Below are 20,860 nucleotides of genomic sequence, written 5' to 3' on the forward strand. Positions count from 1 at the left end.
ACGATCCATGATCGTCTTCTTTCCCCTGGAAATCATTCCTGCCACGGAAAGGGCGATTGCCGCAGACGCGCATACGGTCGGGCAGCTGTCCTCGCCGCCGGTATACTGAGAAATAATCTCTCCGGCCTTATCCATCAAATCTTCTACTACTACATAGGACTGTCCGCCCGCTACGGCTGCCTTTGCCACCTTATCGCTGATGGTAGATACGCCCAGAACGGTTACCCGGCCACTGGCGTTGACGACCCGCGGAAGTCCGATTTCTTCATAAACTGTCATTATGTCTCCTTATGATAGGTTTCTATCAATAAATCATGAATAAAGAGGAAAATGCCGCTCAATCAGTCTTATGATCTAGCGGCACCTCCTTAAACTATATTGGAAAGGAATTGTATCTGTAAGTTATTGTACCGACAGGTATCAGCCGCCGTTTAAAAGATTCCCAGCAGGGAAGTGATAACGGAGATAACAACAACGGACAGAAGAATCTTGGTGTAATGCGGTCCCTTCTTGCGCAGGTAAGTATAGATAATGAATACAGCTGCAAGAGGAAGCAGACCCGGAGCTACCATATCCAGGACATCCTGAACTACGACAGTGCTTCCACCGGAGAAGCTGAAGCTCAGCGGTGTGGACAGAGTAACGTAGCTTGCGGACAGCGCGCCCATCATGGTCAGACCGATAACATTTGCGGTAAAGATGATATTCTTCATACGTCCGCCGTGAAGCAGAGATACGATGGATTTCTTACCAAGTGTGTATCCCTGATGAATCAGGTAGTAAGAAATAAGAATCGTGATCAGCGGGTACAGAATCAGCGGCATAATTCCACCGAACGCAGAACCGTTGGATGCGAACGGAAGGAAGATGGAGAAGATAATCGGCATAACCGCTGCCCAGATAATAGCATCACCCATACCTGCAACAGGTCCCATCAGACCTGTCTTAATACCGGTGATAGCGTCATCTGTGATATTCTCACCGTTGGCCTTCTGCTCCTCCATGGAGATTACAATACCCTGGATAATAGCACCGAGGATACCCTCTGTGTTGAAGAATACCAGATGTCTCTTCAGAGCAGCACTCAGCTCTTCGTCAGTGTCATACAGTTTCTTCAGAACCGGGGTCATGGATGCACAGAAGACAAGGCTCTGAAGACGCTCGTAGGAGTTGGAGAGCTCTGCACCGGCATAGTAGATCCACATGGATTTGGTAATATCTTTTTTCGTCAGTTTCTTAGCGGGAACTGCGGGAGTTTCCTGAGTCATCTTTGTCTCTTCCATGGTAATTAAGCCTCCTCCTCTTTCATTTTGAACAGACCCATCAGCAGAGCTGCGCAGGTTGCGAAGATAGCAACTGCCATGGTTCCAAGGTTAAGATACATAACGGCGAAGAAACCGATAAGGAAGAACGGAATCAGATTCTTCTTTCCGATAACAGTCAGTGTGATAGCGAAACCAAGTGCCGGCAGGATACCGCCCATGATTTCGAAAGAGTGAGACAGCCAGGTCGGCAGAATCTCGATAAGCTTCTGAGCTACGGATACTCCGAAGTAATCAATGATGAATACGATCGGGAAACGGATGATGAAGCCTGCGATGGACGGATACAGGAATGCTGCACGCATAATTCCTTTTGTATCAGCCTTCTCTGCATAGCTGTCGGCCATATGTACCCAGAAAGCGTTGGTGGTTCTTCTCAGCTGGTCAACGAATACGCCGAGAACGCCGAACGGAATAGCCAGAGCAATTGCAGTCTCAGTATTCATTCCAGCAGCCACGCCAAGCGGGATGGCGATACAGCCAGCCAGAGCCGGGTCGCTCGGTACATTTCCACCCGGGGGTAGAAGTAACGCCCAGGTATACAAGCTGAAGACCGGCGCCGATCATCATGGACTGTGCCATTTCTCCGGTGATTAATCCAACAAATACAGCGATGGTAACGGGCTGCAGCAAAGCGGAGGACAGGGTATAGCCCAGACGCAGACGGCAGAACCAGTAGTAACAGCCCATAAAAATTGCTATTCCTAAAACACTCATAATTACACTCCTTTGTATGTGATTGAAACGTTAAAAAGTTATTTGTAACGCTTTAAGATATCGTCAAGCTTCATCGGAGTATCCTCCGGAATGGTCTGGAAGATAATGTCAGCTCCTTTGCCCTTCAGGTACTCCAGGGTTTCCACATCCGGATCGTCCAGTGTGATATTCTGGAATACAACCTTGCGGTTCGGTGCGCCGCCCAGGCCGCCGACCTGAATCTGCGGAACGGTAACACCGCCGTCATAGACCTGTTTCATGGATTTGAGATCCGGAAGCAGCAGCAGAACCTTTCCGGCGCCGAACTGATCTTCGTTCCAATGCTTGATGGTATCCTCAATACCGTAGCACTCTACCTTAACTCCTGCGGGAGCGGAAAGCAGATAAATCTGAAGCATGAATTCATCAGCTGCCAGTTCGTCGCTTACGACAACGATTTTGTTGGCGGAGGACTGATTAACCCATTTTGTCATAACCTGTCCGTGAATCAGACGGCTGTCTATTCTGCATAATACAATGTCTGCCATAATTATCTCTCCTTTTTCAGTGATTGTTCTACTTCTTCAATAACATCTTTTACGGCATCTTTTCCAGACTGCAGTACTGCGTCACAGTTTACTGTGCCGGTAAAAGTGATTTGTGAGCACGCTTCCAGAAGCATGGGGGCATTCAGACCGGAATATACTTTGATATGAAAATCGCGGCCCAGCTTAGCGCCCACATTGGTGGTCGTTCCGCCAAATACATCGGTGAGGATGATGGAGCCTTCCGGCAGTTTTTCCACTTCTGCTTTGACCTTTCCCAGGTATTCGGGAAGTGTCATTTCAGGAAGCAGAGGAACTTCGTTTACGAAGTCTACAGCACCGAGAATCATCCGGACTCCCTTTACCAGCGACATGCCCCAACCACCATGCGTCAGCAGTAAAATCTGAGGTTTGTTATCCACTTTCGTAACTCCTTTACTTAGTATTACAAGTGTGAAATGGCCATTTCCGTATTGCAGTTGAATTGTAGCACACTACAAAACGAAATTCAATATGGTAGCAAAACTTTGTATAAATTGACGAACAATGTAGTTTGCTACAAAAATTTGAAAAATGGATCCAGAAGGAAATATAAAAAGGGAATACAGGAATGCTTTGAAAAAACGCGGCGTTTATGATATGCTAAAAAGAAAATGTGGTTTTTTGAAAAATGAAGGAGCAGAGAAAGGATGAAAGAACGGAAAAATGGGCTTTTTTCCGTCATGTCGCGGATAGAGGGAATGTCCAATCAGTTTACCAAAACTGACTGGAAAATCGTTCAGTTTATGAAAGACAATATGCAGGAATTTGTGTCTTGCAGCGCACAGGATCTGGCGACTCAGATCGGGGTGTCAGATGCTAGTGTTATACGTTTTGCACAAAAAGTGGGATTTTCGGGACTGAATGAATTTCGCTACACACTGCAAAGCGAACTGGAGCGGGAGAACACAATTATTAATCAAAATTCCTACACTTTATTGATGCATGATTATAATACGCTGACGGAGACGCTTTTTAAATTTACGAAACCAGAATATGTGGACATGCTGAGAAAAAAGATGCTGAAGGCTCGACGGATTTTTATCGCCGGAATGGATCTGAATAAAAATATTGCAGAGATGGCAGGACATAAATTTATGCTTCTGGGACTGGACGTACGGGTGATTACTACCTATGATACCTTGAAATTGTTCGCCAATCTGGCTACGAAAGAGGATTTGTTTATCGTCATCACATTGTCGGGCGCCCATCAGATTCTGGCAGACGCATTAGGAAGAATCGTGCAAAAGGAGAGCTATATTGTGGTGATTTCCAATTATGAGCGTTCTCTGTGTTCGGCTTATGCGGATCTGACCTTCCTAATTCCGAAAACCAATCTGTTGGAAAATCATGATACGATTACTAGGGAAATATTCATATTGATGTTGTTTGATATTATATTCCTGAATTTGTTGGAGGAGGATGAGAAATCCTATGAGGCGTTCCAGATGATTGCGCCATTTTCCAGCTGGAATCAGAAAGAAAATGATTAAATATACAAAAGACAGTAAAGAAGGTAACGATAACATGATATTTGAAAGTCACGCACATTATGATGACGAAGCCTTTGATACGGATCGGGAGGAAATTCTGGACCGGTGTCAGAGAGATGGGATAGAGTATATTGTAAATGTAAGCGCAAGCCTTAAGACAGTGAAAAGTACGTTGGCGCTGGCAGAGAAGTATCCGTTTTTGTATGCGGCAGTGGGCGTCCACCCGGACGAGGTGGGCGAGCTGAATGAAGAAAATTTTGTTTGGCTTACGGAGCAGTGCCGGAATCCCAAAACGGTGGCGGTAGGCGAAATTGGCCTGGATTATTACTGGGATAAAGAAAATCATGAATTGCAGAAAAAATGGTTCCGGGCGCAGATGGAGCTGGCGAAAAAGTTGGATCTGCCTATGATTGTACACAGCCGGGAGGCGGCCGCGGATACCCTTGAGGAGATTAAGAAAGCACAGGACGAGCGACTGCGGGGCGTGATTCACTGCTTTTCCTATGCGCCGGAGATGGCAGAGGAGTATCTGAAGCTGGGGTATTATATCGGAATCGGCGGCGTAGTGACCTTCAAAAACGCAAAGAAGCTGAAAGAAGTGGTGAAGCTGCTGCCCCTGGAACGGATTCTGCTGGAAACCGACTGTCCATATCTGGCGCCGGAGCCCAATCGTGGCAAGCGGAATTCTTCCCTGAATCTCCCCTATGTGGCGGCAGCCATCGGGGAACTGAAGGGCGTGGATCCGGACGAGGTGATCCGGGTTACCGGTCAGAATGCGAAAAACATGTATTTTAGGAACAGAACAGTTTAATTAAGGAGAAACATATGAGCAGACCCCTACCTACTTTGGGAAACCCGAAAAATACCATTGAGATTTTAAATAAATATAAATTTGTATTCCAGAAAAAATTCGGTCAGAATTTTCTGATCGACGAGCATGTGTTAGGCAAGATTATTCGTTCCGCAGAGATTACAGAGGAAGATTTTGTAGTGGAGATCGGACCGGGAATCGGTACCCTGACCCAGTATCTGGCGGCTTCTGCCCGGGAGGTGGCAGCCATTGAGATTGACGACGCGTTGATCCCGATTCTGGAGGATACCTTAAGTGCCTATGATAACGTGACGGTCATTCATGAGGACGTACTGAAGGTAGACTTATGTAAACTTGCGGAAGAAAAGAACGGTGGAAAGCCGATAAAAGTAGTGGCCAATCTGCCTTATTATATTACCACGCCGATTATCATGGGGCTGTTTGAAAACCATGTTCCGGTGGAGAGCATTACAATTATGGTGCAGAAGGAAGTGGCGGACCGGATGAAGACGGGGCCGGGATCCAAGGACTACGGCGCGCTGTCCCTGGCGGTGCAGTATTACGCAAAGCCGGAGCTTGTGGCCAATGTGCCGCCCAACTGTTTCATGCCGCGTCCCAGGGTGGGCTCTGCGGTTATCCGCCTGACCCGCCATGCGGAAGCGCCGGTACAGGCAGAGGACGAGAAATTGATGTTCCAGATGATCCGCGCTTCCTTCAATCAGCGCAGAAAGACTCTGGTAAACGGTCTCGGTAATGCGCCGGAGCTGCATATTTCGAAGGAGACGGTTACGGAGGCACTGGAGGAGATGGGGCTAGGCGCGAATGTGCGGGGCGAGGCCCTGACTCTTGCACAGTTTGCAGAGCTTTCCAATCGGATCCTGGCAAAGAAAAAATGACAGGAACAAATATAAAAAACCGAAAAAATTCTGGCATGATCGGTATAGGCCGGGCATAGAATATCTCAGGAAACGGGAGAAAAAGGAGGAATTCTATGTCCGATTATAAGCGGTTTGTCTCCTATATCTACGGATATAAGCAGGGAGAAAAGGGAGAAAGTACAGGCTTTGTAAAGGTAAATGCCCGTGGTGGGGAATGCAGAATCTGGGTGCATATGCGCGGCTTCTATGCCCATCATCAGGAACCATATCGTGTATACGCGTTCCGGCAGAAGAAGGACGGGCTGGAGGGAAGCTATCTGGGAGAGTTGGAAAGCCGGAACGGCGCGCTGGAATGGGACGGTCTGATGGAAACAGATCATCTGATGGGCGATTTTGGCCTGGAGGAAAGCAGAGGCATTTACATAGATGGCGGCAGTCGGGTCTATGCGGCAGAGTGGGATGATTATCCGGTGGATGTGGATCGGTTTTACGAAGCAAAGCCGGATATCAGGCTGGTAGTTCGGGAAAAAGAAGATTCGGAGACAGTGTCTCTTCCGGTTGAGCTTCAGACAGAACCGGACAGCTGCGGGACAGAGCTTCATGCGGCGGCTCTTCCGGATCCGAAAAAGGAACAGTGGGAGTATCTGCTCAGGCATTTTCCGGTGATGCGCTATCAGGATCAAAACGGAGGCGTTATCTCCAGCATCCGTCTGGGAAACCGGGATCTGAACCGGATTCCTAGGGATAAATGGGAGCTTGGCAATAACAGCTTCCTGCTCCATGGCTTTTATCAGTATAAGCATTTACTGCTGCTGCGCCGGGAGACGGAGGAACAGATTGGATACTATCTGGGGGTACCCGGCGTCTATAATGAACGGGAGCAGATGCTGGCTTCCATGTTCGGCTTTGGAGAGTTCCGGGTGATAAAAGGACAGGAAACAAAGGACGGAAGCTTCGGGTACTGGTGCAGAGAGTTGTGATACAAAGGAGAATGGGAAAAGGAGAATATCCTGCATGACAGCAGATGAGAAATATATGAGAGAAGCCCTGCGGCAGGCCAGGAAAGCGGAAGCGCTTCTGGAGGTGCCCATCGGTTGTGTGATTGTACAGAATGATAAAATTATCGCAAGAGGATACAACAGGAGAAATACAGACAAAAATACCCTTTCCCATGCGGAACTGAACGCTATTCGAAAGGCCAGCAAAAAAACCGGGGACTGGCGTCTGGAGGATTGCACCATGTACATTACGCTGGAGCCCTGTCAGATGTGCGCCGGAGCCATTGTACAGGCCCGGATGGGCCGGGTGGTCATCGGAGCCATGAACCCCAAGGCAGGCTGTGCCGGCTCGGTTCTGAACCTGCTGGAGATGCCGGAGTTTAATCATCAGGTTCAGGTGGAACGGGGGGTGCTGGAAGAAGAGTGCAGCACCATGCTCAGCGATTTTTTCAGAATGCTCCGAAAAAAGAAGACGAAGCGGAAAAACGTTGACAAACAGGAAGATTAAAGCTATACTGAATAAGATCGTCTGACGATTGAATAAAATATGTCATAAAGCTTCCGCGCAGCCGGGGAATTAGCGGCTCCCTGTACCTGCAATCCGCTACAGCAGGGGTGATGTTCTGCCTCGGACTTTATGGACAGTATGCAGCCCTTTGCAAGCAGCACTGACGCCTGGGTCTTGCGCAACAGGAATCTGTGAACCGAGTCAGGTCAGGAATGAAGCAGCTCTAAGCGGAACCTTCTGTGTGCCGCAAGGCTGCCTGGGCCGAGCCGGCTACAGAGGTAACGGTACTGTTCATGGTTCAAAGCAGGACGCGCGGATTTTAAATACAGAAAAAGCATATGGAGGGTACAGAATTATGAAAAAAGTAGCGACCGTAAACGCACCGGCAGCCATTGGTCCCTATTCCCAGGGTATCGTAACAGGCAACATGGTATTTGTATCCGGACAGCTTCCGATCGATCCGAAGACAGGAGAGTTCGCCGAGGGAGATGTAAAGGCGCTGACTACACAGTCTATGAAAAATGTAGCCGCAGTTCTGGAAGCGGCAGGAACCAGCGTGGATAAAATCGTAAAGACCACCATTTTTGTGGCAGATCTGGCAGACTTCGCGGCAGTAAACGAAGCGTACGCCGCATTTTTCCCGGAGACAGCACCGGCGCGCAGCTGCGTTCAGGTAGCGGCCATTCCGAAGAACGCCCGTCTGGAGATCGAGGCCATCGCAGAGCTGTAAGCGAAGCGGAAAAAGGAAACAGATAGAATAGAAAGGGCAGCCGTCCTGTGATGGAAGTGATTCCGCACAGGGCGGCTGTTTTTTGCGAAACACCCCTTATTGATAAATAAAAGTAAAACACACACGAAATTCGCTCTTGAAATATACCCATAGGGGGTATATAATAAGCACAAAGCAGGAAAAGAGTAAGAGGTGAACCTATGGAAGAAAAAGAATGCTACTGCAGTCACAAGATAAAGGAGCGCACGGAGAAAGAATATAAGGATCTTCTGAACCGTTTAAGCCGGATCGAGGGCCAGGTCCGCGGCATCCGCAAGATGGTGGAGACGGACTGCTACTGTACCGATATCCTGGTGCAGGTATCCGCGGTGAATGCGGCGCTGAATAGCTTTAACAAGGTATTGCTTGCCAATCATATCCGCACTTGCGTGGCAGAGGATATCCGGGAAGGGAAGGACGAAACCATAGACGAATTGGTAACCGTATTACAGAAGCTAATGCGGTAACGGCATGATGAGGAGGCATAGAGAATGAAACAATACAAGGTAACAGGCATGAGCTGTGCGGCCTGCAGCGCCCGGGTGGAGAAGGCAGTCAATCAGGTGCCAGGCGTCACCGCCTGCTCGGTCAGCCTTTTAACCAACTCCATGGGAGTAGAGGGAACCGCAGATCCGTCCACCATTATTGCGGCTGTGAAGGCAGCCGGATACGGCGCCTCTGAAAAAGGGACGGAAGCCGGTGACAGCGTGAAAACATCAATGGGAGCCAATGACGATTTTCTGAAGGATACGGAGACGCCGAAGATCCGGCGAAGACTGATCGCGTCGTTGATTTTTCTTGCGCCGCTTATGTATCTGTCCATGGGACACATGATGTGGAACTGGCCGGTACCCGGCTTCATGGAGGGCAATCACGTGGCCATGGGCCTGGCCCAGCTTCTACTGGCCGCTGTTGTCATGGTCATCAATCAGAAGTTCTTTGTGAGCGGCTTTAAGGGTCTGATTCACGGCGCGCCCAATATGGATACCCTGGTAGCCCTTGGATCCGGCGCGTCCTTCGGCTACAGTACCTACGCGTTGTTCGCCATGACTGTGGCCCAGGTCCGTAACGATATGGACGGCGTTATGGGGTATATGCATGAATTTTATTTTGAATCGGCGGCTATGATTCTGGCGCTGATTACTGTGGGTAAGATGCTGGAGGCACGTTCCAAGGGAAAGACTACAGATGCGCTGAAGGGTCTGATGAAGCTTGCGCCCAAGACGGCAGTTCTGGTAAGAAACGGCACGGAGGTGGAGGTTCCCATCAGCCAGGTGCGAAAAGGCGATGTCTTCGTGGTACGCCCCGGGGAACAGATACCTGTGGACGGTATCGTCCTGGAAGGCAGCAGCGCAGTCAACGAAGCGGCGCTGACCGGCGAGAGTATTCCGGTAGATAAGATTGTAGGCGACGCGGTTTCCGCAGCGACCCTGAACCAGTCCGGTTTTATCCGGTGTGAGGCAGCCCGTGTGGGTGAGGACACCACTTTGTCCCAGATTATCCAGATGGTCAGCGACGCGGCGGCTACGAAGGCGCCGATTGCGAAGATTGCGGACCGGGTATCCGGCGTCTTTGTACCGGCTGTGATCGGCATTGCGGCGGTGACGATTCTGGTATGGATTCTGGCGGGCCAGAGCTTGGGCTTTGCCCTGGCCAGGGGTATTTCCGTGCTGGTTATCAGCTGCCCCTGCGCCCTGGGCCTGGCGACGCCCGTAGCCATCATGGTAGGAAATGGCATGGGCGCGAAAAATGGTATTATGTTCAAGACGGCGGCTTCTCTGGAGGCCACGGGCAGAACGGAGATCGTAGCGCTTGACAAGACCGGAACCATCACCAGCGGCGAGCCGAAGACTACAGATATTCTCCCAGCAGAGGGCGTAAGCGAAGAAGAGCTCCTTAAGCTGGCTTATGCGCTGGAGAAAAAGAGCGAGCATCCCCTGGCCCGGGCGATTCTGGAGACCGGGAAGGAACGGGGCATAGAGGACAGGCTGGAGGTTACGGATTTCCGGGCAGTACCAGGCGGTGGCCTGACCGGAAAGCTAGACGGCGCAGTTCTGACCGGCGGCAACCTGAAATACATCACCGGGATGGCAGAGATTTCGGACAGCGTCCGAAGACAGGCAGAGGCTCTGGCGGAAGATGGTAAAACGCCGCTGTCCTTCGCGAAAGACGGGAAGCTTATCGGAATTATTGCGGTAGCAGATGTGATCAAAGAGGATAGTCCCCGGGCAGTGGGTGAGCTGCAGGGCATGGGGATCCGGGTTGTGATGCTGACCGGAGACAATGAACGCACCGCCAAAGCCATCGGCCGTCAGGCCGGCGTAGACGAGGTCATCGCCGGGGTTCTGCCCGAAGGCAAAGAAAGCGTTATCCGGAAACTGAAAAAGAAGGGTCGGGTAGCTATGGTAGGCGACGGAATTAACGACGCCCCGGCCCTGACCAGAGCCGACATAGGCATTGCCATTGGAGCCGGAACCGATATTGCTATCGACGCAGCCGACGTGGTTCTGATGAAGAGCCGCTTAAGCGACGTGCCGGCGGCTATCCGGCTGAGCCGTGCGACGCTTCGAAATATCCATGAAAATCTGTTTTGGGCATTCTTTTATAATGTAATCGGAATCCCACTGGCAGCAGGAATCTGGATTCCGGTTTTCGGCTGGAAGCTGAACCCCATGTTCGGCGCGGCAGCCATGAGTCTGTCCAGCTTCTGTGTGGTAACAAACGCCCTGCGTCTGAACCTGTTTCAGATGCATGACGCGAGTAAAGATAAAAAAAGAAAGGAAAAAGCCAATTCCAGAAAGGAGAAAAAGAACATGACAAAGACAATGAAGATTGAGGGAATGATGTGCGGACACTGTGAGGCAGCCGTAAAGAAGGCCCTGGAGGCAGTGGCAGGCGTGGAAGCAGCGGAAGTAAGCCATGAGGCAGGAACCGCGGTGGTAACACTGAACGCAGAGGTGGCCGACGAGGTACTGAAGAAGGCAGTGGAGGATAAAGATTACAAAGTGACCGGCATCCAGTAAAACGCCTGTTACAGATACATTGCCGTCCATCCGCCTGTATGTTATAATGAAAAATTATATCAGGAAAAACCCGAAAAGGAGTTATGAAAATGGAGTATATCTATAAAACTAAAGGAACCTGCTCATCTAAGATCCGCCTCGACATCAACGATGGTGTGATTACCAATGTGGTCTATACAGGCGGCTGCGACGGAAATCTGAAGGCGATTCCCCGTCTGGTGGACGGCTGGACCGTAGAGCAGATTGAGGAGAAATGTAAGGGAATTCATTGTGGATTCAAGTCTACCTCCTGTGCGGATCAGCTGGCCTGTGCGGTGCGCGAAGCCTATGAGGCAGAGCAGAAGCAGAAATAAGGACAGGAGGTTGGAAGCGCGATGATCAGACTTGCGAAATTACAGGAATTAGCGGCCATTGAGGCTGTCTATGCCTGTGCGAGAGCATTCATGGAGCAGACAGGGAATCCGAACCAGTGGGGCAAGCACCATCCGCCCAGAGAGCAGATCGAGAGAGCGATTCAGGCCAGGAAGCTCTATGTACTGGAGGAAAATGGCGCGATCCATGGCTCCTTTTACTTTGCTATCGAGGAAGAACCGAACTATCAGAGGATTGACGAGGGAGCCTGGCTGTCAGATGAGCCCTATGGAGTTATCCATATGGTAGCCAGCGACGGACAGATTCATGGTTTTGTGCAGAAGGTGGTGGCCTTCTGTGAGCAGCAAACAAAGCATCTGCGTATCGATACCCATCACGATAACAAAGTGATGCAGCATGTGATTGAAAAAAATGGCTTTACCCGCTGCGGAATCATTTACCTTCTGACAGAAAACGGCGATCCGAGAATCGCCTATGAGAAACTGGGAGAATAAGCTACTATGAAGCTTTTGCTGACGGCGATCAATGCCAAATATATCCATTCCAATCTGGCGGTCTACAGCCTGCGGGCGGCCTCCGGCAGTATCCGAAATCAGGTGGAACTGGCGGAATTTACCATCAATCACCGGACAGAGGAAATCCTGCGGGATATTTACCGGAGAAAACCGGACGTGCTGTTCTTTTCCTGCTATATCTGGAATATGGTATATGTAACGGAGCTGATGGCCGAATGTAAACAGGTGCTGCCGGAGGTGCCCATTTGGCTGGGCGGCCCGGAGGTATCCTACGACGCAGAGGAGGTTCTGCGGAGCCACCCGGAGGTGGATGGGATTCTCTGCGGCGAGGGAGAGGAAAGCTTCCGGAAACTGGGAAAATGTTATGTAAACCATGAGGTGGACACAGAACATCTGTCCCGGATACCGGGACTGGTGTTTCGGAAAAAGGACTCCATTCAGGTGAATCCTCCGGCTCCCCAGGTGGATCTGGACACCCTTCCCTTTCCCTACGAGGAGCTGGTGGATTTTGAAAATCGGATTATTTACTATGAATCCAGCCGTGGCTGTCCCTTTTCCTGCAGCTACTGCCTTTCTTCCATAGACAAGAGCGTGCGATTCCGGAGTCCGGCTCTGGTGTTGCCGGAGCTGCAGTTTTTTCTGGACAGATGCGTTCCTCAGGTAAAATTTGTGGATCGCACCTTTAACTGCCGCAAAAGTCACGCCATGACCATCTGGCAGTATCTGTTGGAGCACGATAACGGCGTTACCAATTTCCATTTTGAAATTGCGGCGGATCTACTGGACGAGAAGGAAATCAAGCTGATTTCCCAGATGCGCCCGGGACTGATTCAGCTGGAGATTGGCGTCCAGTCCACGAATCCGAAAACCCTGGAGGCTATCTGCCGGAAAACAGATCTTGCAGAGCTTCGGGAGGTGGTGGCGAAGGTGCGCAAGGGAAACAATATTCACCAGCACCTGGATCTTATCGCAGGCCTTCCCTTTGAGGATTATGAGAGCTTCGGTCATTCCTTCAACGATGTTTACGCCATGGAGCCGGATCAGCTGCAGCTGGGCTTCCTGAAGGTACTGAAGGGCTCTCAGATGTGCCGGGAAGCAGAAAAATATAGAATTATCCGGCGGGCTTTGCCGCCCTATGAAGTTTTAGGCACTCCCTGGCTGCCTTTTTCTGATCTGTTACGGCTTAAAATGATTGAAGAAATGGTGGAGAACTATTATAATAGTCATCAATTCGATGAGACGCTGAAGGCGTTGATCCCGCGGTTTCCTTCGGCCTTTGCCTTTTTCGAACAGCTGGCTGAGTTTTATGAGAGCCGACAGGAGGAGCAGCGGAAGCATTCCCGGGTGCAGCGATATGAGCTGCTGCTGGAGTTTGTCCGGGAACGCTGTCCGGAGAAGGAAGGGTATTTCCGGCAGCTTCTGACCATTGATTATTACCTGCGGGAGCGGGCCAAGGCAAGACCGGCCTTCGCGCCGGATCAGACGGCTTATAAGGAAACGCTTTCGGAAATCCTGAGGAAAACCGGAAAGCAGAATCATGTGGAAGCGGTGTCTGCCGAAGACGGACAGATACGGTATCTGATTTTTGACTATGAGAACCGGGATCCGCTGACCCATGCAGCCAGACTGACAGAATATGAAGCAGACAGATTCTAAGAGAACGGAGAAGAGGATACTATGATAGACAGTTACATCGCGCTGGATCTGGAGACTACGGGCCTGAGCCCTTCCGAAGATCGGATTCTGGAAATCGGAGCGGTGAAGGTGAAAAACGGAAGCATTTGCGAGCGGTATGAAACCTTGGTGAATCCGGGTATGGCTATCAGCCCCAGAATCCGGGAGCTGACCGGAATAGATGATGAGATGGCGGCTACAGGAAAGGACACAGGGACAGCCGTAGCCGAGCTGGTGGACTTTTGCGGAGAACTGCCGCTTCTAGGCCATAATATTCTCTTTGATTACAGTTTCGTAAAACGGAACGCAGTGAATCTGGGCCTGGCCTTTGAAAAGGACGGCGTGGATACCCTGAAAATTGCCAGGGCGCTGCTGCCGGATCTGGAGCATAAGAATCTGCCTTATCTGTGCGCTTATTATAAAATCGCCCAGGAGAGAGCCCACCGGGCGTCAGACGACGCCTGCGCAGCCATGGAACTGTACCGGAGGCTGGCAGCGGAGTTCCCGGACAGCCCGGAGGAGTTATTTGCGCCGAAGCAGCTGATCTACCGGACGAAAAAGCAGGGTCCGATTACAGCTGCGCAAAAAGGATACTTGAATGATCTGCTAAAATATCATAAAATAGGCTTAAGTGTGCAGATTGACACGCTGACAAAAAATGAAGCTTCAAGAATCATAGATAAAATTATTTCCGAGCATGGGAGGATTTTAAGATGAACTGGTACGATAAGAAGAGCCGAAAAGTCATTTCCACAATTATCATTGTAATCGTAGTCCTGGCAATGATACTGCCAATGCTGACTTACGCGCTGTAAAAAGCAGGAACCTGATTCACATTCAGAAAGAGGAGACGTTATGAAAAAGAGACAATTACTGACGGCAGCCCTGCTTTGTACTGCTTTTCTGGCGGGCGGCACAACCGCACTGGCTGCGGAAAATTCCACGATTCATACAGGAGTCTATGCGGACGGCATCGATCTGTCCGGTATGACCCGGGAAGAGGCGCTGGAAACCCTGAATGGGTATGTGGGAGAGATGGGCGCGGAAACGCTGACCCTGCAGATCGGCGATAAGGAACTGACTCCTACCTTAAAGGAGCTGGGGCTTGTCAGCACCAATGAGGAAGAGATTGTGGAGGAAGCTGCGGAGCTTGGCAAGAGTGGCAACATGATCCGCCGTTATAAGGAGCGCAAGGATCTGGAGCATGAAAACAAGAATTATCAACTGACCTGGGCACTGGATCAGGATTTGGTTACAGATTATGTAAACAACAAATGCAAAAAATTCGATCAGGAGGCTGTAGACGCGACCCTGAAGCGGGAGGGCGGTTCCTTCCAGGTTGTGGACGGGCAGACCGGAATCGTTCTGGACGCGGATACATCCATTACTATGATTATGGATTTTATTGAAAAGGAATGGGATCATACCAACGGTTCCCTTACGCTTCCGGTAGAGACCGATTACCCCAGAGGAACGAAGGAGGAACTCAGCAAAGTAAAGGACGTGCTTGGTACCTTTACCACAAGCTACAGTACCTCCGGCGCGGCCCGCTGTCAGAATATCGCCAGCGGAGCAAAGCATATCAATGGTACCGTGCTGTATCCGGGGGATACCTTCTCGGCTTATGAGACCGTCAGCCCGTTCTCGGAGGCCAACGGCTACGCCATGGCAGGATCTTATCTGAACGGCAAGGTGGTAGACAGCCTGGGCGGAGGAATCTGCCAGGTATCCACAACCCTGTATAACGCGGTTCTCCGTGCGGAGCTGGAAGTGGTAGAGCGCTCCAACCATTCGATGATTGTAAATTATGTGGAGCCGGCGGACGACGCGGCTATCGCCGGAACCTACAAGGATTTGAAGTTTAAGAACAACCTGGACGCGCCGGTCTACATCGAGGGCGTGACCAGTGGCAAGCAGATTACCTTTACGATCTATGGACAGGAAACCCGCCCGGCCAACCGGACACTGAAATTCGAGAGCGTGACCTTAAGTACCACAGAGCCGGGCGTACAGATCGTCGCGGACGCAGGCCAGCCCATCGGTTATATTACCAGAGAGAGCGCCCACAGAGGCGTGGTGGCAGAGCTTTATAAGCATGTCTATGTAAACGGCAAGGAAGAAAGCAAAACCAAGGTCAATAAGAGTAACTACAAGGCGACACCGCGGACGATTACCGTAGGCATCGCGGGCGATCCGGAACTTTCCAATGAGCTGCAGGCGGCCATCGCCACCCAGGACGAGGCTACCGTGAACGTCACCCTGGCGTCCTGCGTCGCGCGGATGCAGCAGTAAAGGCGAACATAAAGGAGCGGACAGCGATGAAGGTCGGAAAAGTTTCAGAGACGATTTTAAAGAGAAGTATTTTCAAGCAGATACATACGAAGCGGGACGAGGTGCTTCTGGGAGCCGGAGTGGGCGAGGACTGCGCGGCCATGAAGCTGGCGCCCGGTGAGGTATTCGTGATTTCCACCGACCCCATCACCGGTACGGTGAAGGATATCGGAACCCTGGCGATTCAGATTACCGCAAATGATCTGGCCAGCAGCGGCGCGGAGCCGGTGGGTGTAATGCTCACGGTGCTTCTGCCGGAGGAGATTGAAGAAGCGGATATCAGGGAAATGATGGGACAGGTGGAGGAAGCCTGCGCCCGTTTCCGGATTCAGGTTATGGGCGGTCACACAGAGGTTACCCGGGCGGTCAATCAGCCCATTATCAGCGTCACAGGCGTGGGTAAGGTGCAGGAGGGAAAGCTGATTTCCACTGCGGGGGCGAAGCCCGGCCAGGATATCCTGGTAACCAAGTGGATTGGCGTAGAGGGAACCTCCATCATTGCCAAGGAAAAGGAGGAGGAGCTCCGGAAACGTTTCCCGGCTTCCTTTGTGGAGACAGCGAAGAGCTTTGACCAGTATATTTCTGTGGTAGAGGATTCCAGAGTCGCGGTGAAGCATGGTGTCAGCGCCATGCATGACGTGACCGAGGGCGGAATCTACGGTGCGCTCTGGGAGGTGGCGGAGGCTTCTGGCATCGGCCTGGAGATTGATCTGAAGGCGATTCCTATCCGTCAGGAGACGGTGGAAATCTGCGAGTGCTTTGAACTGAACCCCTATTACCTGATTTCCAGCGGCTGTATGCTGATGGCGGCAGACCGGGGACACGATCTGGTGCGGGAGCTGGAGGCGGCAGGTATTCCGGCGGCAGTTATCGGCAATGCCACGGAGGGGAAGGCCAGACGGATCCGGAACGGCGAGGACGAGAGCTTTCTGGAGCGTCCCAAGACCGACGAGTTATATAAGATATACGAGTAAATTATAAAAAACCTGATGGGAGGGCGAAAGCAATGAGAGAAAAGATTTTGACATTCATTGAGAAAAACAGCCGCGTGGATTTGGCGGATCTGGCAGTTATGCTGGGAGTAGAGGAGGCGGCGGTCGCCAATGAAATCGCGGATATGGAAAAAGAAGGAATTATCTGCGGTTATCATACCCTGATTGACTGGGATAAGACCAGCGAGGAGAAGCTGACAGCCCTGGTCGAGGTGAAGGTTACGCCCCAGCGGGGCTTCGGCTTCGATAAGGTGGCAGAGCGTATCTACAATTACGCAGAGGTGGACAGCGTATATCTGATTTCCGGCGGCTTCGACTTTATGGTCATGATTGAGGGTAAGACCATGCGGGACGTGGCGCAGTTTGTATCCGATAAGCTGTCACCGCTGGATTCCGTTCTCAGCACTGCCACACATTTCATATTGAAAAAATACAAGGATCATGGTTCTATTATGGTACATGAGAAAAAAGACGAAAGGATGCTGGTGACACCGTGAGAAACCCATTATCAGACAAAGCAGTTTCGATTCCCTGGTCCGGCATCCGTAAATTCTTCGATGTGGTAAACGAGATGCCAGACGCTATTTCCCTGGGCGTGGGCGAGCCGGATTTTGATACGCCCTGGCATATCCGGGACGAGGGAATCTATACCCTGGAAAAGGGACGTACCTTTTATACCTCCAACGCAGGCCTGAAGGAGCTGCGGGAGGAGATTGTGCGGTATCTGGAACGCCGCATCCATGTAAGCTATGATCCGCTCCGGGAGGTGCTGATTACCGTAGGCGGCAGCGAAGGAATTGATATGGCCTTCCGCGCCATGCTGAATCCCGGGGACGAGGTCCTGATTCCCCAGCCCAGCTACGTGTCCTACGAGCCCTGCTGTGTGCTGGCGGACGGCGTACCGGTGATCATCAACCTGAAGGAGGAAAATGAATTCCGTCTGACGGCCCGGGAGCTTCGCGACGCCATTACAGATAAAACCAAGATTCTGGTTCTGCCTTTCCCGAACAATCCTACCGGCGCCATCATGACCCAGAAGGATCTGGAGGAGATTGCGGAAGTCATTATAGAAAAAGATATCTATGTGATGTCCGATGAGATTTATTCCGAGTTAAGCTATGCGGGCGACCATGTATCCATTGCCAGCATTCCGGGAATGCGGGAGAGAACCATTCTGATTAACGGATTTTCCAAGGCCTATGCCATGACCGGCTGGCGACTGGGATATGCCTGCGGTCCGGCAGAGATTATCAGCCAGATGACCAAGCTTCATCAGTACGCCATCATGTGCGCGCCCACCAACAGCCAGTATGCGGCGGTGGAAGCCCTGAAGAACGGCGACGAAGACGTGGCGATGATGCGGGAGTCCTACGATCAGAGACGCCGTTTCCTAGTACATACCCTGCGGGAAATGGGACTGTCCTGCTTTGAGCCCTACGGCGCGTTCTATATCTTCCCCAGCATTAAGGAATTTGGCATGACCTCGGAGGAATTTGCGACCCGCTTCCTGATGGAAGAGAAGGTGGCCGTGGTTCCGGGAACTGCCTTCGGAGCCTGCGGAGAGGGATTTTTACGTATTTCCTACGCGTATTCCCTGGAGGATCTGAAGGAGGCAACCAGCCGTCTAGCCCGTTTTGTGGAGAAGCTGCGGGCGGAAAAGGGAGCGAAATAAATGGCACTGAACATCGTACTTCTGGAGCCGGAGATACCGGCCAATACAGGCAACATCGGAAGAACCTGCGTAGCGACGGGCACCCGTCTGCACCTGATTGAGCCCCTGGGCTTCCGCCTGAGCGAAAAAGATCTGAAGCGGGCCGGTATGGACTACTGGCCGCAGCTGGATGTGACAACTTATGTAAACTATGAGGACTTCCTGCGCCGGAACCCCGGTGCAAGACCTTATATGGCAACCACCAAGGGACAGAAGGTTTATACGGAGGCAACGTTTGAACCGGACTGCTATATCATGTTCGGCAAGGAAAGCGCCGGAATTCCGGAGGAACTTCTTCTGGAAAATCAGGAGCGCGCTATCCGGATTCCCATGCTGGGAGACACCCGTTCCCTGAACCTGTCCAATTCTGTGGCGATTGTGCTCTACGAGGCGCTGCGCCAGAACGATTTTCCGGGTATGCGCCTGGAAGGATACCTGACGAAATACGACTGGAGATAGAGGATTTTACAGATGAAGCATACACGTCTTCTGAAAATGGCATATCGGTTTGGAGGAGTGGCCCTGGCGCTGACGCTTGGGTTTACGTCCTATGCCGTTCCGGATCAGAGCGACGTGGATAACATTCAGAACGAGATCGATAAGACGCAGAACGAGATCGACAAGACCCAGAACGAGATCGACGCCACAAAGGATAAGAAGGATCGGCTCCAGGAGGCCAAATCCCAGATGGAGGATTACCTGAAGGATCTGAATAAGCAGTATTCCGGTCTGGAAAGCCAGATTTCCGAGCTGAATAAGCAGATTGCCAGTAAGCAGGAGGAGATTGCGAAGACCCAGGAGGATCTGGAGAAAGCGAAGAATACCGAAGAGAAGCAGTACGCAGATATGAAGGCCCGGATTCAGTATATGTATGAGAATCCCAGGAGCTCTTTTATCGAAATTCTGCTGGAATCCGGTGATTTTGCCAGCGCGCTGAACCGCGCCGATTACGCGGAGCGGATTTCCGAGTATGACCGGGATATGCTGGAGGCTTATGCGGCCCACAAGGCGGAGATCCAGGAGCAGGAAGAGAAGCTGGAGGCGGAAAAAGAGGCGCTGGACGAGATGCAGGCTTCTGTGGAGAAGAAGCAGAAGGAGGTATCGGCTCTGGCCAGCAGTACCTCCGGGAAAATCAGTAAGCATGTAAATGACATAGCGGCAGCCCAGGCGGATATCGACGGCAAGAGCAATACCCTGGCGAATCAGCAGGAGGTGCTGAAGCAGCTGATCGCGGAGAAAAAGAAAATCGAGGCCCAGATTGAGGCGGCCAAGGCAGCGGAAATAGTCGGATCTCTGGGCGATGTGACCGGAGTGCGGACTACGGAGCTGGAGTACGTGCAGTACGGCGCGTACAGCGCCAGCGAGGACGAGATAAAGGCTCTGGCTACGCTGATTTACTGTGAGGCAGGCAACCAGGGGGCGGAAGGCCAGCTGGCGGTAGGCGCGGTGGTGATGAACCGGATCCGGGATCCCCGTTTTGCCCAGGGGGATATTATGAGTGTGATCCGGGCTTCCGGTCAGTTTTCGCCGGTTACCTCCGGGCGTTTCGATCTGATGCTCACCGATGGGGCGGGATCTGTCACCGAATCCTGCTACAACGCGGCTAACCGGGCCATCGCCGGGGAGTCCAATGTGGGAAACCGGACGTTTTTCCGGACGTATGCGAATTATCCGTCCTTAAGCGGATTGGTCATCGGCGCCCATATTTTCTCCTATACCTGGAATTATGCTTCCTGATAAGGAAGATACTATAAATTCCTGTCCACAAGTTATAAAAAATTGCTTGACAAAATTATTTTGATAGAGTAGAATATCACTGTTGCGACACATGAAAATAAAATGTGTGAAAGCAAGAGGCCCAGATAGCTCAGTTGGTAGAGCAGAGGACTGAAAATCCTCGTGTCACTGGTTCGATTCCGGTTCTGGGCATGTATTGAGCACTTGGCGAGGTATTCTCGAGCCTAGTGATCATGGTGTTTCCATGTAAATATTCTCATAGCGTCTGCGGGTGTAGTTCAATGGTAGAACACCAGCCTTCCAAGCTGGATACGTGGGTTCGATTCCCATCACCCGCTTATTTTTATGCTCAAATTTAAGTAGAGAAGGTGATGTGAATCGAACCTTCGGTTCGTTCTCCGCTCCGCTCCGGTCGGTGCTAAACAGGTGCCACTGGCACCTAGCAC

24 protein-coding genes, 2 tRNA genes and 1 other RNA gene are annotated in these 20,860 nt (G+C 51.3%); 21 read left to right on the top strand and 6 right to left on the bottom strand.

Annotated elements, in window-relative coordinates; all coding sequences use genetic code 11:
• The 6 genes from ACTNCH_RS12420 to ACTNCH_RS12445 form a co-directional block, all read right to left on the bottom strand.
• Nucleotides 1–279 (bottom strand): hypothetical protein (locus tag ACTNCH_RS12420; protein WP_441019475.1); only part of this gene is annotated, 279 nt, incomplete at its 3' end.
• Nucleotides 280–431: 152 nt separating this feature from the next.
• Nucleotides 432–1,283 (bottom strand): PTS system mannose/fructose/sorbose family transporter subunit IID, encoded by an 852-nt coding sequence (locus tag ACTNCH_RS12425; protein WP_441019476.1) that lies wholly within the window; start codon nt 1,281–1,283, stop codon nt 432–434.
• Between the two features lie 5 nt (nt 1,284–1,288).
• Complete coding sequence (locus ACTNCH_RS12430) at nt 1,289–1,780, bottom strand: PTS mannose/fructose/sorbose/N-acetylgalactosamine transporter subunit IIC (protein ID WP_441019477.1); 492 nt, start codon at nt 1,778–1,780, stop codon at nt 1,289–1,291.
• Nucleotides 1,758–2,039, bottom strand: a complete 282-nt coding sequence (locus tag ACTNCH_RS12435) for a PTS sugar transporter subunit IIC (protein WP_441019478.1) — start codon at nt 2,037–2,039, stop codon at nt 1,758–1,760. The genes ACTNCH_RS12430 and ACTNCH_RS12435 overlap by 23 nt, the downstream gene beginning before the upstream one ends.
• 38 nt (nt 2,040–2,077) lie before the next feature.
• Entirely contained in the window at nt 2,078–2,566 is a 489-nt protein-coding gene (locus ACTNCH_RS12440) for a PTS system mannose/fructose/N-acetylgalactosamine-transporter subunit IIB (protein ID WP_158363890.1), read from the bottom strand.
• Between the two features lie 2 nt (nt 2,567–2,568).
• The gene (locus ACTNCH_RS12445; RefSeq protein ID WP_441019479.1) at nt 2,569–2,985 is read right to left on the bottom strand and encodes a PTS sugar transporter subunit IIA; all 417 of its coding nucleotides are present in this window, start codon (nt 2,983–2,985) and stop codon (nt 2,569–2,571) included.
• A gap of 267 nt (nt 2,986–3,252) precedes the next feature.
• Between ACTNCH_RS12445 and ACTNCH_RS12450 the strand changes: the two genes are divergently transcribed.
• From ACTNCH_RS12450 to ACTNCH_RS12550, 21 genes are all read left to right on the top strand, one after another.
• Complete coding sequence (locus ACTNCH_RS12450) at nt 3,253–4,095, top strand: MurR/RpiR family transcriptional regulator (protein WP_441019480.1); 843 nt, start codon at nt 3,253–3,255, stop codon at nt 4,093–4,095.
• A gap of 34 nt (nt 4,096–4,129) precedes the next feature.
• On the top strand, nt 4,130–4,906 hold the full coding sequence (locus ACTNCH_RS12455) for a TatD family hydrolase (RefSeq protein ID WP_441019481.1): 777 nt from the start codon (nt 4,130–4,132) through the stop codon (nt 4,904–4,906).
• Between the two features lie 14 nt (nt 4,907–4,920).
• Nucleotides 4,921–5,802, top strand: coding sequence for a 16S rRNA (adenine(1518)-N(6)/adenine(1519)-N(6))-dimethyltransferase RsmA (gene rsmA, locus ACTNCH_RS12460; protein ID WP_441019482.1), 882 nt, complete (start codon nt 4,921–4,923; stop codon nt 5,800–5,802).
• 95 nt (nt 5,803–5,897) lie between these two features.
• Entirely contained in the window at nt 5,898–6,764 is an 867-nt protein-coding gene (locus ACTNCH_RS12465; protein ID WP_441019483.1) for a DUF6128 domain-containing protein, read from the top strand.
• A gap of 34 nt (nt 6,765–6,798) precedes the next feature.
• Nucleotides 6,799–7,290 carry a tRNA adenosine(34) deaminase TadA gene (gene tadA / locus ACTNCH_RS12470; RefSeq protein ID WP_441019484.1) on the top strand — a complete coding sequence of 164 codons (492 nt, stop codon included), beginning with the start codon at nt 6,799–6,801 and terminating at the stop codon, nt 7,288–7,290.
• A gap of 53 nt (nt 7,291–7,343) precedes the next feature.
• An RNA gene (ffs, locus tag ACTNCH_RS12475) (signal recognition particle sRNA large type) lies at nt 7,344–7,606 on the top strand.
• 39 nt (nt 7,607–7,645) lie between these two features.
• A complete protein-coding gene (locus tag ACTNCH_RS12480) occupies nt 7,646–8,020 on the top strand; it encodes a RidA family protein (protein WP_441019485.1) in 375 nt (124 codons plus the stop codon).
• A 200-nt stretch (nt 8,021–8,220) separates the two neighbouring features.
• Nucleotides 8,221–8,526, top strand: a complete 306-nt coding sequence (locus ACTNCH_RS12485; RefSeq protein ID WP_441019486.1) for a metal-sensing transcriptional repressor — start codon at nt 8,221–8,223, stop codon at nt 8,524–8,526.
• A 24-nt stretch (nt 8,527–8,550) separates the two neighbouring features.
• Nucleotides 8,551–11,082: a heavy metal translocating P-type ATPase gene (locus tag ACTNCH_RS12490; protein WP_441019487.1), complete on the top strand. Its 2,532-nt coding sequence runs from the start codon at nt 8,551–8,553 to the stop codon at nt 11,080–11,082.
• 89 nt (nt 11,083–11,171) lie between these two features.
• Nucleotides 11,172–11,435: a TIGR03905 family TSCPD domain-containing protein gene (locus ACTNCH_RS12495; protein ID WP_441019488.1), complete on the top strand. Its 264-nt coding sequence runs from the start codon at nt 11,172–11,174 to the stop codon at nt 11,433–11,435.
• A gap of 21 nt (nt 11,436–11,456) precedes the next feature.
• Nucleotides 11,457–11,948 (top strand): N-acetyltransferase, encoded by a 492-nt coding sequence (locus tag ACTNCH_RS12500; protein ID WP_441019489.1) that lies wholly within the window; start codon nt 11,457–11,459, stop codon nt 11,946–11,948.
• Between the two features lie 6 nt (nt 11,949–11,954).
• A complete protein-coding gene (locus tag ACTNCH_RS12505) occupies nt 11,955–13,625 on the top strand; it encodes a B12-binding domain-containing radical SAM protein (RefSeq protein ID WP_441019490.1) in 1,671 nt (556 codons plus the stop codon).
• A gap of 21 nt (nt 13,626–13,646) precedes the next feature.
• Nucleotides 13,647–14,360 carry an exonuclease domain-containing protein gene (locus ACTNCH_RS12510; RefSeq protein WP_441019491.1) on the top strand — a complete coding sequence of 238 codons (714 nt, stop codon included), beginning with the start codon at nt 13,647–13,649 and terminating at the stop codon, nt 14,358–14,360.
• A 138-nt stretch (nt 14,361–14,498) separates the two neighbouring features.
• Nucleotides 14,499–15,935: a VanW family protein gene (locus ACTNCH_RS12515; protein ID WP_441019492.1), complete on the top strand. Its 1,437-nt coding sequence runs from the start codon at nt 14,499–14,501 to the stop codon at nt 15,933–15,935.
• 26 nt (nt 15,936–15,961) lie between these two features.
• Complete coding sequence (locus ACTNCH_RS12520; RefSeq protein ID WP_441019493.1) at nt 15,962–16,948, top strand: AIR synthase family protein; 987 nt, start codon at nt 15,962–15,964, stop codon at nt 16,946–16,948.
• 32 nt (nt 16,949–16,980) lie between these two features.
• Entirely contained in the window at nt 16,981–17,463 is a 483-nt protein-coding gene (locus ACTNCH_RS12525) for an Lrp/AsnC family transcriptional regulator (protein WP_441019494.1), read from the top strand.
• Complete coding sequence (locus ACTNCH_RS12530) at nt 17,460–18,638, top strand: aminotransferase class I/II-fold pyridoxal phosphate-dependent enzyme (protein ID WP_441019495.1); 1,179 nt, start codon at nt 17,460–17,462, stop codon at nt 18,636–18,638. The genes ACTNCH_RS12525 and ACTNCH_RS12530 overlap by 4 nt, the downstream gene beginning before the upstream one ends.
• Nucleotides 18,639–19,136 (top strand): tRNA (cytidine(34)-2'-O)-methyltransferase, encoded by a 498-nt coding sequence (locus ACTNCH_RS12535; RefSeq protein ID WP_441019496.1) that lies wholly within the window; start codon nt 18,639–18,641, stop codon nt 19,134–19,136. It abuts the gene before it with no gap.
• 12 nt (nt 19,137–19,148) lie between these two features.
• Nucleotides 19,149–20,414, top strand: a complete 1,266-nt coding sequence (locus tag ACTNCH_RS12540) for a cell wall hydrolase (RefSeq protein ID WP_441019497.1) — start codon at nt 19,149–19,151, stop codon at nt 20,412–20,414.
• Nucleotides 20,415–20,533: 119 nt separating this feature from the next.
• Nucleotides 20,534–20,606: transfer RNA gene (locus tag ACTNCH_RS12545), tRNA-Phe, on the top strand.
• Between the two features lie 75 nt (nt 20,607–20,681).
• Nucleotides 20,682–20,752: transfer RNA gene (locus ACTNCH_RS12550), tRNA-Gly, on the top strand.
• Nucleotides 20,753–20,860: the final 108 nt, after the last annotated feature.

Origin of the sequence: Candidatus Merdisoma sp. HCP28S3_D10 (assembly GCF_052065835.1) — a bacterium.
Classification (GTDB): Bacteria; Bacillota; Clostridia; order Lachnospirales; family Lachnospiraceae; genus Laedolimicola.

Coding starts and splice junctions, on each gene's coding strand:
- ACTNCH_RS12425 (WP_441019476.1), bottom strand. CDS start 1,283: ATGGAAGAGACAAAGATGACTCAGGAAACTCCCGCAGTTCCCGCTAAG.
- ACTNCH_RS12435 (WP_441019478.1), bottom strand. CDS start 2,039: ATGAGTGTTTTAGGAATAGCAATTTTTATGGGCTGTTACTACTGGTTC.
- ACTNCH_RS12440 (WP_158363890.1), bottom strand. CDS start 2,566: ATGGCAGACATTGTATTATGCAGAATAGACAGCCGTCTGATTCACGGA.
- ACTNCH_RS12450 (WP_441019480.1), top strand. CDS start 3,253: ATGAAAGAACGGAAAAATGGGCTTTTTTCCGTCATGTCGCGGATAGAG.
- ACTNCH_RS12455 (WP_441019481.1), top strand. CDS start 4,130: ATGATATTTGAAAGTCACGCACATTATGATGACGAAGCCTTTGATACG.
- rsmA (WP_441019482.1), top strand. CDS start 4,921: ATGAGCAGACCCCTACCTACTTTGGGAAACCCGAAAAATACCATTGAG.
- ACTNCH_RS12465 (WP_441019483.1), top strand. CDS start 5,898: ATGTCCGATTATAAGCGGTTTGTCTCCTATATCTACGGATATAAGCAG.
- tadA (WP_441019484.1), top strand. CDS start 6,799: ATGACAGCAGATGAGAAATATATGAGAGAAGCCCTGCGGCAGGCCAGG.
- ACTNCH_RS12480 (WP_441019485.1), top strand. CDS start 7,646: ATGAAAAAAGTAGCGACCGTAAACGCACCGGCAGCCATTGGTCCCTAT.
- ACTNCH_RS12485 (WP_441019486.1), top strand. CDS start 8,221: ATGGAAGAAAAAGAATGCTACTGCAGTCACAAGATAAAGGAGCGCACG.
- ACTNCH_RS12490 (WP_441019487.1), top strand. CDS start 8,551: ATGAAACAATACAAGGTAACAGGCATGAGCTGTGCGGCCTGCAGCGCC.
- ACTNCH_RS12495 (WP_441019488.1), top strand. CDS start 11,172: ATGGAGTATATCTATAAAACTAAAGGAACCTGCTCATCTAAGATCCGC.
- ACTNCH_RS12500 (WP_441019489.1), top strand. CDS start 11,457: ATGATCAGACTTGCGAAATTACAGGAATTAGCGGCCATTGAGGCTGTC.
- ACTNCH_RS12505 (WP_441019490.1), top strand. CDS start 11,955: ATGAAGCTTTTGCTGACGGCGATCAATGCCAAATATATCCATTCCAAT.
- ACTNCH_RS12510 (WP_441019491.1), top strand. CDS start 13,647: ATGATAGACAGTTACATCGCGCTGGATCTGGAGACTACGGGCCTGAGC.
- ACTNCH_RS12515 (WP_441019492.1), top strand. CDS start 14,499: ATGAAAAAGAGACAATTACTGACGGCAGCCCTGCTTTGTACTGCTTTT.
- ACTNCH_RS12520 (WP_441019493.1), top strand. CDS start 15,962: ATGAAGGTCGGAAAAGTTTCAGAGACGATTTTAAAGAGAAGTATTTTC.
- ACTNCH_RS12525 (WP_441019494.1), top strand. CDS start 16,981: ATGAGAGAAAAGATTTTGACATTCATTGAGAAAAACAGCCGCGTGGAT.
- ACTNCH_RS12535 (WP_441019496.1), top strand. CDS start 18,639: ATGGCACTGAACATCGTACTTCTGGAGCCGGAGATACCGGCCAATACA.
- ACTNCH_RS12540 (WP_441019497.1), top strand. CDS start 19,149: ATGAAGCATACACGTCTTCTGAAAATGGCATATCGGTTTGGAGGAGTG.